At 69.9% G+C, this 13,448-nt stretch carries 17 protein-coding genes; 8 read left to right on the top strand and 9 right to left on the bottom strand.

Going from position 1 to position 13,448, the window contains the following annotated elements; all coding sequences use genetic code 11:
* Position 1: 1 nt before the first annotated feature.
* Both GTO19_RS16695 and GTO19_RS16690 read right to left on the bottom strand, forming a co-directional pair.
* Entirely contained in the window at positions 2-1,111 is a 1,110-nt protein-coding gene (locus GTO19_RS16695; RefSeq protein WP_291018811.1) for an ABC transporter permease subunit, read from the bottom strand.
* A 174-nt stretch (positions 1,112-1,285) separates the two neighbouring features.
* Positions 1,286-2,323, bottom strand: coding sequence for an amino acid ABC transporter substrate-binding protein (locus tag GTO19_RS16690; RefSeq protein ID WP_291018810.1), 1,038 nt, complete (start codon positions 2,321-2,323; stop codon positions 1,286-1,288).
* 223 nt (positions 2,324-2,546) lie between these two features.
* On the opposite strand from GTO19_RS16690, the gene GTO19_RS16685 reads away from it, so the two are divergent.
* The 3 genes from GTO19_RS16685 (at position 2,547) to GTO19_RS16675 (ending at position 5,002) form a co-directional block, all read left to right on the top strand.
* On the top strand, positions 2,547-4,295 hold the full coding sequence (locus GTO19_RS16685; protein WP_291018809.1) for a long-chain fatty acid--CoA ligase: 1,749 nt from the start codon (positions 2,547-2,549) through the stop codon (positions 4,293-4,295).
* 4 nt (positions 4,296-4,299) lie between these two features.
* Positions 4,300-4,536: a hypothetical protein gene (locus tag GTO19_RS16680; protein WP_291018807.1), complete on the top strand. Its 237-nt coding sequence runs from the start codon at positions 4,300-4,302 to the stop codon at positions 4,534-4,536.
* 103 nt (positions 4,537-4,639) lie between these two features.
* Entirely contained in the window at positions 4,640-5,002 is a 363-nt protein-coding gene (locus GTO19_RS16675; protein WP_291018805.1) for a hypothetical protein, read from the top strand.
* Here the strand turns inward: GTO19_RS16675 and GTO19_RS16670 are convergent, their stop codons facing one another.
* Positions 5,003-5,830 carry a DUF2189 domain-containing protein gene (locus GTO19_RS16670; RefSeq protein WP_291018803.1) on the bottom strand — a complete coding sequence of 276 codons (828 nt, stop codon included), beginning with the start codon at positions 5,828-5,830 and terminating at the stop codon, positions 5,003-5,005.
* A 74-nt stretch (positions 5,831-5,904) separates the two neighbouring features.
* On the opposite strand from GTO19_RS16670, the gene GTO19_RS16665 reads away from it, so the two are divergent.
* Positions 5,905-6,648, top strand: a complete 744-nt coding sequence (locus GTO19_RS16665; RefSeq protein ID WP_291018802.1) for a 2OG-Fe dioxygenase family protein — start codon at positions 5,905-5,907, stop codon at positions 6,646-6,648.
* A 3-nt stretch (positions 6,649-6,651) separates the two neighbouring features.
* Here GTO19_RS16665 and GTO19_RS16660 read toward each other — a convergent pair whose 3' ends face one another.
* From GTO19_RS16660 to GTO19_RS16645, 4 genes are read right to left on the bottom strand one after another with little or no spacing between them, the layout of a single operon-like run.
* Positions 6,652-6,972 (bottom strand): hypothetical protein, encoded by a 321-nt coding sequence (locus tag GTO19_RS16660; RefSeq protein ID WP_291018801.1) that lies wholly within the window; start codon positions 6,970-6,972, stop codon positions 6,652-6,654.
* Positions 6,959-7,252: a hypothetical protein gene (locus GTO19_RS16655; protein ID WP_291018800.1), complete on the bottom strand. Its 294-nt coding sequence runs from the start codon at positions 7,250-7,252 to the stop codon at positions 6,959-6,961. Before GTO19_RS16655 ends, GTO19_RS16660 begins: the two co-directional genes overlap by 14 nt.
* 9 nt (positions 7,253-7,261) lie before the next feature.
* Entirely contained in the window at positions 7,262-7,795 is a 534-nt protein-coding gene (locus GTO19_RS16650) for an MOSC domain-containing protein (RefSeq protein ID WP_291018799.1), read from the bottom strand.
* A 4-nt stretch (positions 7,796-7,799) separates the two neighbouring features.
* Positions 7,800-8,330 carry a cupin domain-containing protein gene (locus GTO19_RS16645; RefSeq protein ID WP_291018797.1) on the bottom strand — a complete coding sequence of 177 codons (531 nt, stop codon included), beginning with the start codon at positions 8,328-8,330 and terminating at the stop codon, positions 7,800-7,802.
* A gap of 93 nt (positions 8,331-8,423) precedes the next feature.
* Here GTO19_RS16645 and GTO19_RS16640 point away from each other — a divergent pair, with 93 nt between their 5' ends.
* Genes GTO19_RS16640 through GTO19_RS16630 form a run of 3 tightly spaced genes read left to right on the top strand, consistent with a single transcriptional unit; the run spans position 8,424 to position 9,725 of the window.
* A complete protein-coding gene (locus tag GTO19_RS16640; protein WP_291018796.1) occupies positions 8,424-8,987 on the top strand; it encodes a DUF2889 domain-containing protein in 564 nt (187 codons plus the stop codon).
* A 25-nt stretch (positions 8,988-9,012) separates the two neighbouring features.
* Positions 9,013-9,174 carry a hypothetical protein gene (locus GTO19_RS16635; protein WP_291018795.1) on the top strand — a complete coding sequence of 54 codons (162 nt, stop codon included), beginning with the start codon at positions 9,013-9,015 and terminating at the stop codon, positions 9,172-9,174.
* 44 nt (positions 9,175-9,218) lie between these two features.
* Positions 9,219-9,725, top strand: coding sequence for a hypothetical protein (locus GTO19_RS16630; RefSeq protein WP_291018794.1), 507 nt, complete (start codon positions 9,219-9,221; stop codon positions 9,723-9,725).
* Here the strand turns inward: GTO19_RS16630 and GTO19_RS16625 are convergent.
* A complete protein-coding gene (locus tag GTO19_RS16625; RefSeq protein ID WP_291018793.1) occupies positions 9,676-11,079 on the bottom strand; it encodes a class I adenylate-forming enzyme family protein in 1,404 nt (467 codons plus the stop codon). The two genes, GTO19_RS16630 and GTO19_RS16625, sit on opposite strands and share 50 nt — an antisense overlap.
* A 240-nt stretch (positions 11,080-11,319) precedes the next feature.
* Here GTO19_RS16625 and GTO19_RS16620 point away from each other — a divergent pair, with 240 nt between their 5' ends.
* Entirely contained in the window at positions 11,320-12,222 is a 903-nt protein-coding gene (locus tag GTO19_RS16620) for a cytochrome c (RefSeq protein WP_291018792.1), read from the top strand.
* Positions 12,223-12,243: 21 nt separating this feature from the next.
* Here the strand turns inward: GTO19_RS16620 and GTO19_RS16615 are convergent, their stop codons facing one another.
* Entirely contained in the window at positions 12,244-13,431 is a 1,188-nt protein-coding gene (locus GTO19_RS16615; protein ID WP_291018790.1) for a serine hydrolase, read from the bottom strand.
* Positions 13,432-13,448: the final 17 nt, after the last annotated feature.

Here is a 13,448-nt window from a genome sequence, read left to right as displayed (position 1 = left end):
ATCAACGCTCCCGGATCGCCATGCGGCGGTTGTACCAGTTCATCACCAGCGAGGTGGTGAGCGAGGTGCTGAGGTAGACCAGCATGATGATGGCGATGCACTCCACCGCGCGGCCGCTCTGGTTGATGGTGGTGTTGGCGATGGACACCACGTCGGGGTAGCCGACCACCACCGCGAGCGATGAGTTCTTGGTGAGGTTGAGGTACTGGTTGGTCAGTGGCGGAATGATCACGCGCATGGCCTGGGGCAAGACCACGAGTTTCATCTTCTGCCGCGGGTTCAGGCCCAGCGCGGACGCGGCCTCGTCTTGTCCGCGGCTGACGGACTGGATGCCGCCGCGCACCACCTCGGCCACGAAGGACGCGGTGTAGGTGGTCAGGCCGATCAGCAGGGCGAGGAACTCGGGCGTGAGGGCCAGGCCGCCATCGACCATGAAGGGCAGTTGCTCCGGGATGCTCCATTCGCGGGGCATGCCGGCCACCACCCAGCCCACGACGGCGAACACCAGCAGCATGGCCAGCGGCGCCCAGAAGCGGTCACCATCCTGGCCGGTGGCCTCGAAGCGCTTCTGCACGCGACGACGCCACAGCACGCCGGCGATCACGCCGACGGCCAGCCCACCGAGCACGTGGCCGACGCCGGCCGTGGGCCAGGGGAAGGACAGGCCGCCCTTGCTGAGGAACAGCAGGCCACCCGCCGACATGGCTTCGTTCGAGGCGGGCAGCAGCTCGATGAAGACCAGGTACCACATGAGCAGTTGCAGCAACAGCGGCACGTTGCGGAAGGCCTCGACGTAGCCATAGCACAGGCCGCGCACCAGCGCGTTGCGCGAGAAGCGCCCCACGCCCAGTGCCACGCCCAGGATGGTGGTGAACACGATGCCCGCCAGCGCCACCTTGACGGTGTTGAGCACGCCCACCCAGATGGCCTGGCCGTAGCTCTGGCTGGGGTCATAGGCGATGAGCGTTTCGCCGATGTCGAATCCGGCGCTGGCGCCCAGAAAGTCGAAGCCGCTCTGGATGCCGCGGGCCTGCATGTTGGCCTGCGTGTTGTGCGCCAGGTACCAGAGGCCCAGGCCCAGCAAGGCCAGCGCCACGACCTGGTAGATCACGCCGCGCGTGGCCCGGCTGTTGAGCGACCATTGTCGTGAAGGGGGTGGAGGAGATGCGGGTGTAGTCAACGGGGACCTCGCCACGGATGCGATGGGGACACGAAGAATGCCCGCAGCGACTGGCATCGCTGCGGGCAGGGGGCAGGCCGGGCCGCCGGTGCGGCCCGGCGTGGATCAGCGGATCGGTGGGGCGTACAGGACGCCGCCCTTGGTCCAGAGCTGGTTGACGCCGCGCGGCAGGGCGATCGCGGTCTTCGGACCCACGTGGCGCTCGAACTGTTCGCCGTAGTTGCCCACGGCCTTGATGGCCCGGTACGCCCATTCCTTGTCGAGGCCGAGCAGCTTGCCGGTGTCTTCGTTCCCCATGCCCAGCAGGCGCATGACGGAGGGGTTGGTGCTGGAGCCCTTGAGCTGGTCGACGTTGGCTTGCGTCACGCCATATTCCTCAGCCTCGATCAGCGCAAAGCCCACCCATTTGACGATGGCGGCGAAGTCCTCGTCGCCGCGGCGCACGGCCGGGCCAAGAGGCTCCTTGGAGATCAGCTCGGGCAGGATCACGTGGTCGTCGGGCTTGGCCATGTCCTTGGCGCGCGAAGACGCCAGGCCCGATGCGTCGGTGGTGTAGGCCTGGCAGCGGCCCGAGGAGTAGGCGGCGAGCGCGGCTTCGAGCTTTTCGAACACCACGGGCTTGATGTTCAGGTTGTTGGCGCGCGAGTAGTCGGTGAGGTTGAGTTCGGTGGTGGTGCCCGACTGCACGCAGACCGTGGCGCCCTTGAGTTGCTTGGCGCTCTTGACGTTGAGCTTCTTGGGCACCATGAAGCCCTGGCCGTCGTAGAAGTTGACGCCGACGAAGGTGAGGCCCAGCGAGGCGTCGCGGGTGAGCGTCCAGGTGGTGTTGCGCGCCAGCACGTCGATCTCGCCGGACTGCAGGGCGGTGAAGCGCTGCTGCGCGGTGAGGGGCACGTAGCGCACCTTGTCGGGGTTGCCCAGGATGGCCGCGGCCACCGAGCGGCAGAGGTCCACGTCCATGCCGCTCCACTTGCCCTGGCTGTCGGCCGCGGAGAAGCCGGGAAGGCCGGTGTTGACCCCACAGTTGAGCTCGCCCCGCTTCTTGACGGCGTCAAGGTCCTTGCCCGCGTGGGCCGGCGCGGCGAGGAGCGCGGCCGTGGTGCCCAGGGTGAGGGCGGTCAGCTTCAGGGCATTGAGTTTCATCAGGTACTCCGTAGGTCGGTGGTGTTGTCGGGCACGTACGCGCGGGCACCTGTTCGGTGCGACGCCCGCAAGCGGGGCAATGTAGTCCTGGCCTTTTGGGCCAGGGATCGGGGTTTACGTGGGAGGCTTATGCAAAAGCTTTATTGAACAATCCGATCAATTAGGCCCAGGCGCCAGACGCAGTATTCGTGCCATACAAGAACCCCAAAGGAGACCCACCGACATGAGCCACCTGGAGCCGCCGGTGCGCGCGCACCACAGCTTCTGGCCCCGGCGATTGCCGCACGCGCTTCGCCCGCCGCAGACCTCGCTGTGGGAGAACCTGTCGGTGAGCGCCCGGCGCTACCCGGACAAGGCCGCACTGGTTTTTTTCGACCGCGTCACCACGTACGCCGCGCTGCACGGGCAGGCCGAGCGCCTGGCCGCACACCTGCGGGCGCAAGGTGTGCGCGATGGCGACCGTGTGATCCTGTTCCTGCAGAACTGCCCGCAGTGGATCGTCGCCTGCTACGCGGTGCTGCGCGCCAATGCGGTGGTGGTGCCGGTCAACCCCATGAACAAGGCCGATGAGCTCGGGCACTACATCACCGACCCGGATGCGCGCGTGGCCGTGTGCGCGGCCGATCTCGCTGGCGAGTTGCTGAAAGCGAACGCGGAGTTGCCCGAGGCGCAGCGCCTGCGCCACCTGGTGGTGACGCACTACGCGGACGCCATCGGCCCGATGGACGATGTGACGGGCATGCCCCCGGCCTGGCAGGGCTGGCTGGGCGCGCGACACGATCGGCCTGTCTTGCCGGGTGGTGGCGTGGCCAGCTGGACCGAGGCCCTGGCCAGCACCGCGCCATTGCCCGAGCACAACCGCGGCCCCGACGACCTGGCCGTGCTGCCCTACACCAGCGGCACCACCGGCCTGCCCAAGGGCTGCATGCACCCGCACCGCACGCTGATGCACAACGCGGTGGCGGGCAGCCTGTGGGGGGACAGCTCGCCCGAGACGGTGGCACTGCTGGTGGTGCCGCTGTTCCACATCACCGGCATGGTCGCGGGCATGCACACGGCCATCTACGCCGGCTCCACCCTGGTGCTGATGCCGCGCTGGGACCGCGAACTCGCCGGGCGCCTGATCTCGCGTTGGCGCGTCACGCACTGGACCAACATCCCCACCATGGTGATCGACCTGCTGGCCAGTCCCGGCTTCGACCAGTACGACCTGTCCAGCCTGGTCTACATCGGTGGTGGCGGCGCGGCCATGCCGCAGGCTGTGGCGCAGCGCCTGCTCGATCTGTTCGGCCTGCGCTTCGTCGAGGGCTACGGCCTCACCGAAACGGCCGCGCCCTCGCACAGCAACCCGCCCGACGACCCCAAGCAGCAGTGCCTGGGCATTCCCTTCATGAGCACGGACGCGCGCGTGGTCGACCCCGACACACTGCGCGAGCTGCCACAGGGCGAGACGGGCGAGATCGTGATCCACGGCCCCATGGTGTTCGACGGGTACTGGAAACGCCCCGAGGCCACGGCCGCGGCCTTCATCGAGATCGACGGCAAGCGCTTTTTCCGCTCGGGCGACCTGGGGCGCGTGGACGGGGACGGCTACTTCTTCATCACCGACCGCCTCAAGCGCATGATCAACGCCAGCGGCTTCAAGGTCTGGCCGGCGGAGGTGGAGGCGCTGATGTTCAAGCACCCCGGCATCGCCGAGGCCTGCGTGATCGCCACGCGCGACGCCTACCGCGGAGAAAGCGTGAAGGCCGTGGTGGTGCTGCGCGCCGAAGCGAAGGGCCGCCTCAGCGAGGCCGATATCCTGGCCTGGTGCCGCGAGCACATGGCGGCCTACAAGTGCCCGCGCGAGGTGGAGTTCGTCGACGCCCTGCCCAAGAGTGGCAGCGGCAAGGTGATGTGGCGCTGGCTGCAGGAGCGGGAGGCCGAACGCGCCAAGGAGGCGCAAGGGGCCGAAACCGCCCGGGCACAATGAGCGAATGCCTTCGCTTGCCGCCGCCGTTCACCGCCTTTGGCAGCCGCGCAAGGGCCTGTTCTGGCTCGTGCTCGGCTTTCAGGCGCTCTCCAGCGCCCTGGTGCTGTTCATCCAGATCCATGAGCCCCCGGCGGGCGTGCGTCTGGCCCTGGGCCTGCTGGCCCTGACCAACACCTTGCTGTCGTGGTGGCTGGCCCTTCGGCTGTGGCGCGAGGGTGCGCCCGCGGGCGCCGCGCCATGAAGGTTCACGAAGGTCGTTACAAAACGGGCGTTTTGTGCTGGAATGGCGCCCGTCGTCAGCGGATGTTCCGACAAGCCCCTACAAGAGTTGCGCCCACCCAGGCATGAAGCAGTTCCTCTCGACCCTCTTCGACACCGTTGCCCAGCGGCTGCAGGGCGAGAACCGCCACGACGACGATCCCTACCGATTGGCGCGCGTGCGCAAGGCCATGCTGGCCCTGGTCGGTGAAGCCGGCGGCTTCGAGGCGGAGCAACTGCGCCACCGGCTGCTGGTGGCCGAATCGGCCCGTGCGCTGTGGTTCATGCGGCCCGACCTGCTGCACTGGCTGTGCCGCGACCTCGACGAGCGGGCGGCCATGAACAGCATCATGAAGCTGCAGCCCTTGTTCGACGGTCTGGTCGAACCGGCCCTGCTGGGCTCGGCGGCGGGGCGGCGGGACCGCCGCCGCTCCCAGCGCGGCGCCTGACTACGCCGCCTCGGCTGGCCCGCCCGGCGCCACCGTGGCGCGGTAGGCATGCCAACTGGCGTGCCCGATGACCGGGCCGCTCACCAGCAGGCCCAGGAACCACGGCAGCATCGACAACGCCACCAGCGCGCTGACCAACACGCCCCACCACAGCATCACGCCCGGGTTCTGCAGGCAGGCGCGAATGCTCGTGAGGCCCGCCGAGATCGCGTCGGCGCCGCGGTCCAGGATCATGGGAATGCTCACCACGCTGGTCACGAAGATCAGACCGGCGAACACGCCGCCCACCAGCGTCCAGGTGATCAGGAACTCCAGGTGCTGGCCGCGCAGCATCTGGGCGAGCAGGTGCTGCGTGTCCGGCAGGGTCGTGAAGCTGACGGCGAAGACCACCAGCGAAGCGCGCCCCCACAGCATTTCCTGCACCAGCAGCACGCCCGCGAACAGGGCCATGCTGCCTTTGGTGGGCAGCCAGGCACGCAGCGAGCGCCCCAGCGACGGCGTCTCACCGCGCTGCAGCGCCCGGCTGGCGTCGTAAAGGCCCAGGCACAGGAAGGGGCCCATCAGCAGAAAGCCCGCCGAGAGCGCGAGCACATAGGCTGGCGCCGCCCGGAAGACGCCCAGCAGCGCATGCCCCATGGCGCAGAAGCAGGCCCCGTAGAACAGGCCGATGCCCGGGCAACGCAGGAAGTCGGCCCAACCGGCCCGCAGCCAGCGCAGCGGGTCGCCCGGGCGCAGGTCGGCGATCGGCAGCTCCAGCGCCGAGGGCTCGCGGGTGGCCTGGCTCGACGGCGGCGCTTCGGGGGGCCCAGGGTTGGCGGCGGCGTTCATGGCGCCATTGGGCCACTCACGCCGGCATTCCCCGATGCGGGCTTTCCCCGAGGCGCGCCCCTACACTCGTGGGAATGAGCGCCGCCGAGTTTTCGCCCCCTTACCTGTCCCCCAACGCCATCGACACCGCGCTGCGCGAGCGCGGCGCAGGCCTGCTCAGCGGCGAGGACACCGCCGCTTGGATCGGTGTGCCGCTGGACGACTTGCGTGCCCTGGAGCCGCACTGGGACCGCCTGGCGCCAGACGCCTACCTGAAGGACGGCGGCCGCTACCGCCTGCGCCGACACAGTTGCTTTGTGGTGGACGGCGAGCGGGTGGAGCAGGTGCCGCACCGCGCGCACTGGCAGCCGGTGGAATACAACGCCCTGCACGGCGGCATGCAGCGCTGGTTCGAACCCATGGAGGCCGCCATGGCCCAGGCCCCGGCCTGGATTCGCCTGCTGCAGCGCCTGGGTGCGGCGGCCAGCGCCTTGCGCGGCGAACAAGCCTGGGCGGTCGAGGCGCACCCGTTCCGCATCGACACCACCGACGGCATCGGCCGTCCCACGCCCGAGGGCGCCCACCGCGACGGCGTGGACCTGGTGGCGGTGTTTCTGGTGCGGCGCCACGCCATCAAGGGGGGTGAAAGCCGCGTGTTCGAGGCCAACGGCCCCAGCGGCCAGCGCTTCACGCTGCGCGATCCGTGGTCGCTGCTGCTGCTCGACGACGAGCGCGTGATCCACGAAAGCACGCCCATCCAGCCCGACCCGGCCGATGGCCACGGCTGGCGCGACACCCTGGTGGTGACGCTGCGGGCGGGGGGCTTTCAGGGGGATTGAGGTTCAGGCCTTGCGGCGTCGGCGCGTACCGTAACCCTCGGGGGCCGGCTCTTGCGTTCCGGCCTCGACCAGCCGGCCTGTGGCGTACTTGTGGAGCACGCTCGCGATGAGCGTCTGATAAGGCATGCCTTCTTCCAGCGCCCGGGTCTGGATGTCCTGCAGATCGCCCGACGTCAGGCGGATGTTGACCCTGCGGTCCTTGATGGCGGTGGCCCGCGCGGCGGCACGCGCCTTGGCGAGTTCCGCCTTGGTGGCGACCGACTGGAGTCGACCCTTCTCGAAGGCCGCCAGAACGTCCGATTCGTAGGCGTCAAGCTTGGGCATCGTGGCCTCCGGTGGGCAAGTGGTCTCGCGTGGCTTTGCGGCTGGGGATGATGGTCTTCAGGAAGGTGTGGTCAGCAGCTTCGACGAAGGGCACGAGATGAACGTAACCATCCAGCGCCACGAGAAAAATCTTCTGATTCGGGTACCGCCGGGCATTGGGGTGAATCATGATGTCCAGCAGACCGCCGTTTTCGATGGCCACCACGATGGCTTCGAACGACACACCGCGGCTGGTCTGCAGCGCGTGGTTCTTGTCCGGATTCCAGCGAAACGGCTTCACCGGCGAATTTTATCTGTGTGTGCCTTTTGTGTGCACAACAGCGGCGCGCACGATCCGCACCGCATCCCCCGGACGCAGCACGCCGCCCACCAGCACCCGCGCCGTCAGCCCGCCGTGCCCCCGCATGGCGTTGTAGCCGCCGGGGCCCAGCACATACTCCATGCGCGAGCAGGGTGCGCAGTCGCCCGTGGCCTCCAGCACCACGGTCTCGCCGATGCGGATGTGCATCACCACGTCCTCGAACAGGCTGCGCGCGGCCAGCAGGTTCACGCCCGAGACGACGAGGTTGCGGCGCAGCCAGGCCGCCTGGAGCTCGCGTCCGGTGAGCGCGGCGATGACGGGCAGGTGCTCGGCCTGGATCAGGGTCACTTGCCGCAGGCCGCCGTGGCGCGCGGCACTGTGGTCGCCGGCCAGGCCCCGCCCGTGCACGGCCTCGGCCTCGCTCACGGCCACGGCGTCCAGCCGCCGGGCCGGGCGCAGCAGAAGGGTGTCGAGCCGGCCCGTGGCGGGCACCACGGACGTGAGGCTGCGCAGATCGGGCACGCGGTCAGACGCCGCCGGTGGGGTGCGTGGGGTCCACCCACAGCACCGTCTCGGGTTTTTCCACCGGCTCGATGTCCAGGTTGACCGCCACCGCCTGGCCGTCGCTGCGGCACAGCACGCACTCCAGCACCTCGGTCGGGCTGGCGTTGATCTCCTGGTGCGGCACGTAGGGCGGCACGTAGATGAAATCGCCCGGGCCAGCCTCGGCGGTGAACTCCAGCTGGTCTCCCCAGCGCATGCGCGCACGGCCCTTGACGACGTAGATGACGCTTTCCAGGTGCCCGTGGTGGTGGGCACCGGTCTTGGCGTTGGCGTGGATGGTGACGGTGCCGGCCCACAGCTTCTGAGCGCCCACGCGCGCGAAGTTGATCGCGGCCTTGCGGTCCATGCCCGGCGTGGAGGGCACGTTGCCGTCAAGCTGGTTGCCCGGGATCACGCGCACGCCGTTGTGCTTCCAGGGCGCGTCGCTGTGGGGGTGGTCGTGGTCGTGCTCGTCGTGCTGGTGATCGTGGTCGTGGTCGTGGTCGTGGGCCATGGCGCGCTCCTGGGAGGCAAGACACCAGTGTGCCAGCGCCTGGCGGTGATTGATCCGACAATCGCGGGTTTTCCCGAAGCCCCGGAGCCCCACGTGCCACTGCCCACCCCCGCTGCGCGCCAGCCCATGCACACCCGCCGCGTCAACTACCAGGGATTTCGCCGCGACGATGGCCTGTGGGAGATCGAGGGCGAGCTGCACGACAGCAAGCCCTTCGACGTCGACATCCGCGGCGAGGGCCGCTGGGCCGCCCACGAGCCCATTCACCACATGTGGATCCGCGTGACCTACGACGAGGCCATGGTGATCCGCGACATCGCCGTCGCCATGGATGCCTTCCCGCACGAGCCCTGCCCGGGCATCCTGCCCAACATGCAGCGCATGGTGGGCGAGGTGCTGGGCAAGGGCTGGCGCCACACCATCCAGCGCCACCTGGGCAACACCGCCGGGTGCACCCACCTGCGTGAGCTGCTCTACAACCTGGCCACGGCCGCCATGCAGACCCGCGCCGGCGCCTTCTCGCCGCGCGACGACGGCCGCCCGCCGCCGCACCTGGGCCAGTGCGTGTCCTGGGATTTCGACGGCCCGGTGGTGGAGAAGGTCTACCCCATGTTCTTCGGCTGGCGCCCGCCGGCGACTGCCGCCAAAGGCAACTGAGCCAGGGCGCCTGCCGGGGGAGCCCATGGACAAGCTCGACGACCTGATCACCTTCCTGCGCGTGGCCGACGCCGGCGGCTTCTCGGCGGCCGCCTGTGCGCAGGGCGTTGGCGTTTCGCGCCGCTCCCAGGCAAGTGGCGCCCATCGGGTGGCGATTCGTCGCAAGGGCGTCGTCTTCACGGCCTGACCTGCCTAAGGTGCGCACCACCGAATTCATGCAGGAAACGCCCCGTGATCACACCCATCGTCTTGCTCCTCTTGTTGACCGCGCCGTACCTCTTCGCGCGGCTGCTCGCGTCCAGCGGCCGGCGCGGGCCCGACCCGAAGGCCGCTGCGGCCGTCGGGCTGGGCCTGGTCTTCCTGTTCACGGCCAGCGGGCATTTCATCCAGACCGAACCGATGGCGCAGATGCTGCCGGCCTGGGTGCCGGGCAGAGCGCCGCTGGTCTACCTGACCGGGGTGCTGGAAATCGCCATTGCCATCGGCTTCTTCATCCCCCGGTTGCGCCAGCTGGCTGGCCTGAGCGCCGTGGCGGTGCTGATTCTGTTCTTCCCGGCCAACATCCATGCGGCCCTGCACCAGGTGCCGATGGGTGGCCATGCGTGGGGGCCCATCTATCTGCTGGTGCGCGCGCCGCTGCAACTGATCCTGGTCGTCTGGGCGTGGTGGTTCACCTTGCGGCCTGCCGTCACGCGGGGTTCTCCGACTGAGCGGCGCGTTGGCGCAGCTCGGTCTTGAGCACCTTGCCGTAGTTGTTCTTGGGCAGGGCGTCCACGAAGACGTAGCGCTTGGGCCGCTTGAAGCGCGCGATGCGCGCGAGGCAGTGGGCGTCGAGTGCGGCGGCATCGCCTGCCTGGCCCGGTGCCGCGACCACGAACGCCACCACGACCTCGCCCCACTCGGGGTCGGGCGCGCCCACCACCGCCACCTCGGCCACGCCGGGCGCGGTGAGCAAGACCTCTTCCACCTCGCGCGGGTAGATGTTGGAGCCGCCGCTGATGATCAGGTCTTTGCTGCGGTCCTTGAGCGTGAGGAAGCCGTGCGCGTCCATCGAGCCCAGGTCGCCGGTCCAGAGCCAGCCTTCGCGCACGCCCACCGAGGCCAGGCGCGCCGCGTGGTCCGGGTGCGCGGCGTCGGCGATGTGCCGTCTCGAGAGCGCGGTGCCCACCATGGGCGTTTCGCCCTGGCCGTAGATCTGAACGAAGCGCGGACCCATCACGCGCAGCGCGCGCCGGATGTCGGCCAGGTACATGGGCGCACCCCCGTAGACGATGGTCTTGAACGCGCGCGCCGCGTCGGCCGGTCCCAGGCCGTGGGCCTCGGCGTGGTCCACCAGCCGTTTCACGATGGTGGGTGCCGCGAAGGTGGACAAGGGCCCCAGCGCCTGGCCGAGCGCGAACAGCTCGGCCGGCTCCACCCCGCCCGAGGCCGGTACCACGTGGCGCGCGCCGGCCATCAGGTGCGGGATGGCGTACAGCCCGCAGCCGTGCGACAAGGGCGCGGCGTAGACGATGGCGTCGCCGCGGTCCACCGGGTCCACGTCGACGAAGTAGCACAGGCCCATGGTCATGAGGTTGCGGTGCGTGAGCATCACGCCCTTGGGCCGGCCGGTGGTGCCGCTGGTGTAGAACAGCCAGGCCATGTCGCCCGGCGCGCTGTCGTGCGGATCGGGCAAGGCGCCCGCTGGCAGCGGCGCGAGCAGTGCGTCGGCCTCGGGCGATTCGATGTCGATCTGCCGGTCCAGCCCGGCCAGGGCCCGCGGCGCCACGTCGCTCGTCACGAAGGCCCAGCGCGCCTGCGCGTTGTCGATGATCCATTCCACTTCGGCCGGGTGCAGCTTGGCATTGACCGGCACCACCGCCAGCCCGGCCCACCACGCGCCCCACAGCAGCTCCAGGTAGCGGGGGTGGTTGCGCATGAAGAGCACCACGCGATCGCCGGGTTGCAGCCCGGCCGCGCTCAGCCGCTGCGCCAGCGCCGCGCTGCGCTGCGCCCACTGCGCGTGCGTGGCCCAGGGCTCGGTGCCGTTGAAAAGGGCGAGGGTGTCGGGCGAGGTGCGGGCCTGGCGGGCGAGCAGGTGGGCGAGGGACATGTTGTGGGCGCAGCAGCGTGACAGCCAAGGCCCGGACCATAGCGCGCGCCCGCGCTTCTGCCCATACCGTATGTATGCCACCCGGCCAGGCCCGACACCGCTGGCCGGCGCGACGCGCATGGGTCACCGCATCTGAAAAATCCCTTAACCCGGCGAAACCGACGCGCTATTCCTCCACCGGAGCGTTGACGCGCCTGGGCCCGCTGTCGTGCAATCGCTCCACTCAACGAGGAGGGGTAAATGACGAACAAGAACCGCACGCGCTGGCTGCGCGTGCTCGGCATTGGACTGGGCAGCCTGGTGCTCCTGGCCGCCGCCGCCCTGGCCACCGGCATCCTGCTGGCCGAACGCAAACAGCAACGCCGCGTGGACGTGGCCGTGCAGGCCGTGCCCTACAAGAGCGACGCAGCCGCGCTGGAACGCGGGCGCTACCTCTACGCGTCCCGCGGCTGCGTGGACTGCCACGGTGCCAACGGCGCCGGCCGCACCTTCGTGGACGACGGGGCACTCACCATCGCCGGCCCCAACATCACCACCGGCCCCGGCGGTGTGGTGAGCGCCTACCAGCCGGTGGACTGGGTGCGCGCCATCCGCCATGGCGTGGACCCCAAGGGCCGTGCGCTGATGGTGATGCCGAGCGAGGACTACAACCGCTTCACGGACGACGACCTGGCTGCGCTCGTGGCCCACATCCGCTCACTGCCGCCGCAGACAGGCTCGGGCGCGGTGGTGAAACTGCCGCTGCCGGTGCGCGCGCTCTATGGCTTTGGTGTGGTACCTGATGCGGCTTCGCGCATCGACCACACGCTGCCGCCGCAGCAGCCGGTGCCCGAGGGCGTGACGCTGGCGCATGGCCAGTACGTGGCGAACATGTGCATCGGCTGCCACCGCGAGGGCCTGGTGGGCGGCAAGATTCCCGGCGGCCCGCCCGACTGGCCGCCGGCCTCGCGGCTGGCGCCGGGCGAGGGCAGCGTCATGGGGCGCTACGCCGATGCCGATGCGCTGATCGGCATGTTCCGCAGCGGCAAGCGGCCGGACGGAACGGCGGTGCAGGTCATGCCCTTCGAGTCGCTGCGGGAGATGAGCGAGACGGACCTGCGGGCGCTGCACCTGTACCTGAAGGCCTTGCCGGGGAAGGGTTGAGAGCCGGCCTTCTCTGCCAGATCAGGCCACCACCGCCCCGTACACCAGCCCCCGCATCACCCCCCGGTAGTGGATGCGTTGGTTCGGCGCCTGCGCCATGAAGAGGGCGAACAGCCCCAGCGACGGGTCGACGAAGAAGTGCGTGCCGCCGATGCCGCTCCAGTGGTAGGTGCCCAGAGAGCCCGGGACGCTGGCCTCGCCCAGCGCGGTGCGCACCGCGAAGCCCAGGCCGAAGCCGTGGCCCGGCGGCAGCAGCGGGTTGTCGGCGTGGGGCACGCTGGCGCCGAGGTGGTCGGCCGTCATGAAGGCCAGGGTGTGCGGTGAGAGCAGGCGCTGGCCGTCCAGCTCGCCGCCATTGAGCAGGCACTGCAGGAAGCGCGCGTAGTCGTGGGCGGTGGACATGAGGCCGCCGCCACCCATCTCCAGCTTCGGCACCTCGCGCGGGTCGTGCATGGGCATCTGCACGCCGCCATCGGGGTCGTGTTCGAAGGCCTCGGCGATGCGGTGGTGCTGCGCGGGCGGCACATGAAAGCCCGTCTCGTGCAGGCCCAGCGGCTGCAGGACGGCCTCGCGCAGGTGCTCGGCCAGGGGCTGGCCGGTGATGACTTCGATCACGCGGCCCAGCACGTCGGTGGCGCGGCTGTAGGCCCAGGCCGTGCCGGGCTGGTGCGCCAGCGGCAGCGCGGCCAGGCGCTCGCAGAGTTGGGCATTGGTCTGGTCGCGGCTGCCCAGGCCGGCTTGCGAGTAGAGCGCGTTCACGTGGCCGTTGCCGGTGAACTCGTAGGTCAGGCCGGCGGTGTGGCGCAGAAGGTCTTGCACGGTGGCGGGCCGCGCGGCGGGCACCAGCGCCACGCCGTGCGGGCCGGGCACGGCCACGCGCTGGCTCATGAAGGCGGGGATGTACCGGCCCACCGGATCGCTCAGTTGCAGCCGCCCTTGCTCCACCAGCATCATGGCCGCCACCGAGACGATGGGCTTGGTCATGGAGTAGATGCGGAAGATCGCATCCGTGCCCATGGGCGCGTCGCGCGACGGGTCGAGGCGGCCGACGGCGGCGTCGAGCACCACGCGGCCGTGCCGCGCGATCAGCACCGAGGCGCCGGGCAGGCGGCCGCTGTCCACGTCGCTCTGCAGGGCCTGGACGATGCGCTGCGTGCGTTCGGGGCTCAGCCCCAGGTCCGCCGGCTCGGCGGTCGGCAGTCCGTGCATGCGGGCCTCCGGTGCGG

Origin of the sequence: Hydrogenophaga sp. (genome assembly GCF_011772445.1) — a bacterium.
GTDB lineage: Bacteria > Pseudomonadota > Gammaproteobacteria > Burkholderiales > Burkholderiaceae_C > Hydrogenophaga.
This window is presented reverse-complemented; position numbering and strand designations above follow the sequence as displayed.

What these genes read in the sequence shown, in the direction of transcription:
- GTO19_RS16690 (WP_291018810.1), bottom strand. Translation starts at nt 2,323, where the DNA reads ATGAAACTCAATGCCCTGAAGCTGACCGCCCTCACCCTGGGCACCACG.
- GTO19_RS16685 (WP_291018809.1), top strand. Translation starts at nt 2,547, where the DNA reads ATGAGCCACCTGGAGCCGCCGGTGCGCGCGCACCACAGCTTCTGGCCC.
- GTO19_RS16680 (WP_291018807.1), top strand. Translation starts at nt 4,300, where the DNA reads ATGCCTTCGCTTGCCGCCGCCGTTCACCGCCTTTGGCAGCCGCGCAAG.
- GTO19_RS16675 (WP_291018805.1), top strand. Translation starts at nt 4,640, where the DNA reads ATGAAGCAGTTCCTCTCGACCCTCTTCGACACCGTTGCCCAGCGGCTG.
- GTO19_RS16670 (WP_291018803.1), bottom strand. Translation starts at nt 5,830, where the DNA reads ATGAACGCCGCCGCCAACCCTGGGCCCCCCGAAGCGCCGCCGTCGAGC.
- GTO19_RS16665 (WP_291018802.1), top strand. Translation starts at nt 5,905, where the DNA reads ATGAGCGCCGCCGAGTTTTCGCCCCCTTACCTGTCCCCCAACGCCATC.
- GTO19_RS16660 (WP_291018801.1), bottom strand. Translation starts at nt 6,972, where the DNA reads ATGCCCAAGCTTGACGCCTACGAATCGGACGTTCTGGCGGCCTTCGAG.
- GTO19_RS16645 (WP_291018797.1), bottom strand. Translation starts at nt 8,330, where the DNA reads ATGGCCCACGACCACGACCACGACCACGATCACCAGCACGACGAGCAC.
- GTO19_RS16635 (WP_291018795.1), top strand. Translation starts at nt 9,013, where the DNA reads ATGGACAAGCTCGACGACCTGATCACCTTCCTGCGCGTGGCCGACGCC.
- GTO19_RS16625 (WP_291018793.1), bottom strand. Translation starts at nt 11,079, where the DNA reads ATGTCCCTCGCCCACCTGCTCGCCCGCCAGGCCCGCACCTCGCCCGAC.
- GTO19_RS16620 (WP_291018792.1), top strand. Translation starts at nt 11,320, where the DNA reads ATGACGAACAAGAACCGCACGCGCTGGCTGCGCGTGCTCGGCATTGGA.
- GTO19_RS16615 (WP_291018790.1), bottom strand. Translation starts at nt 13,431, where the DNA reads ATGCACGGACTGCCGACCGCCGAGCCGGCGGACCTGGGGCTGAGCCCC.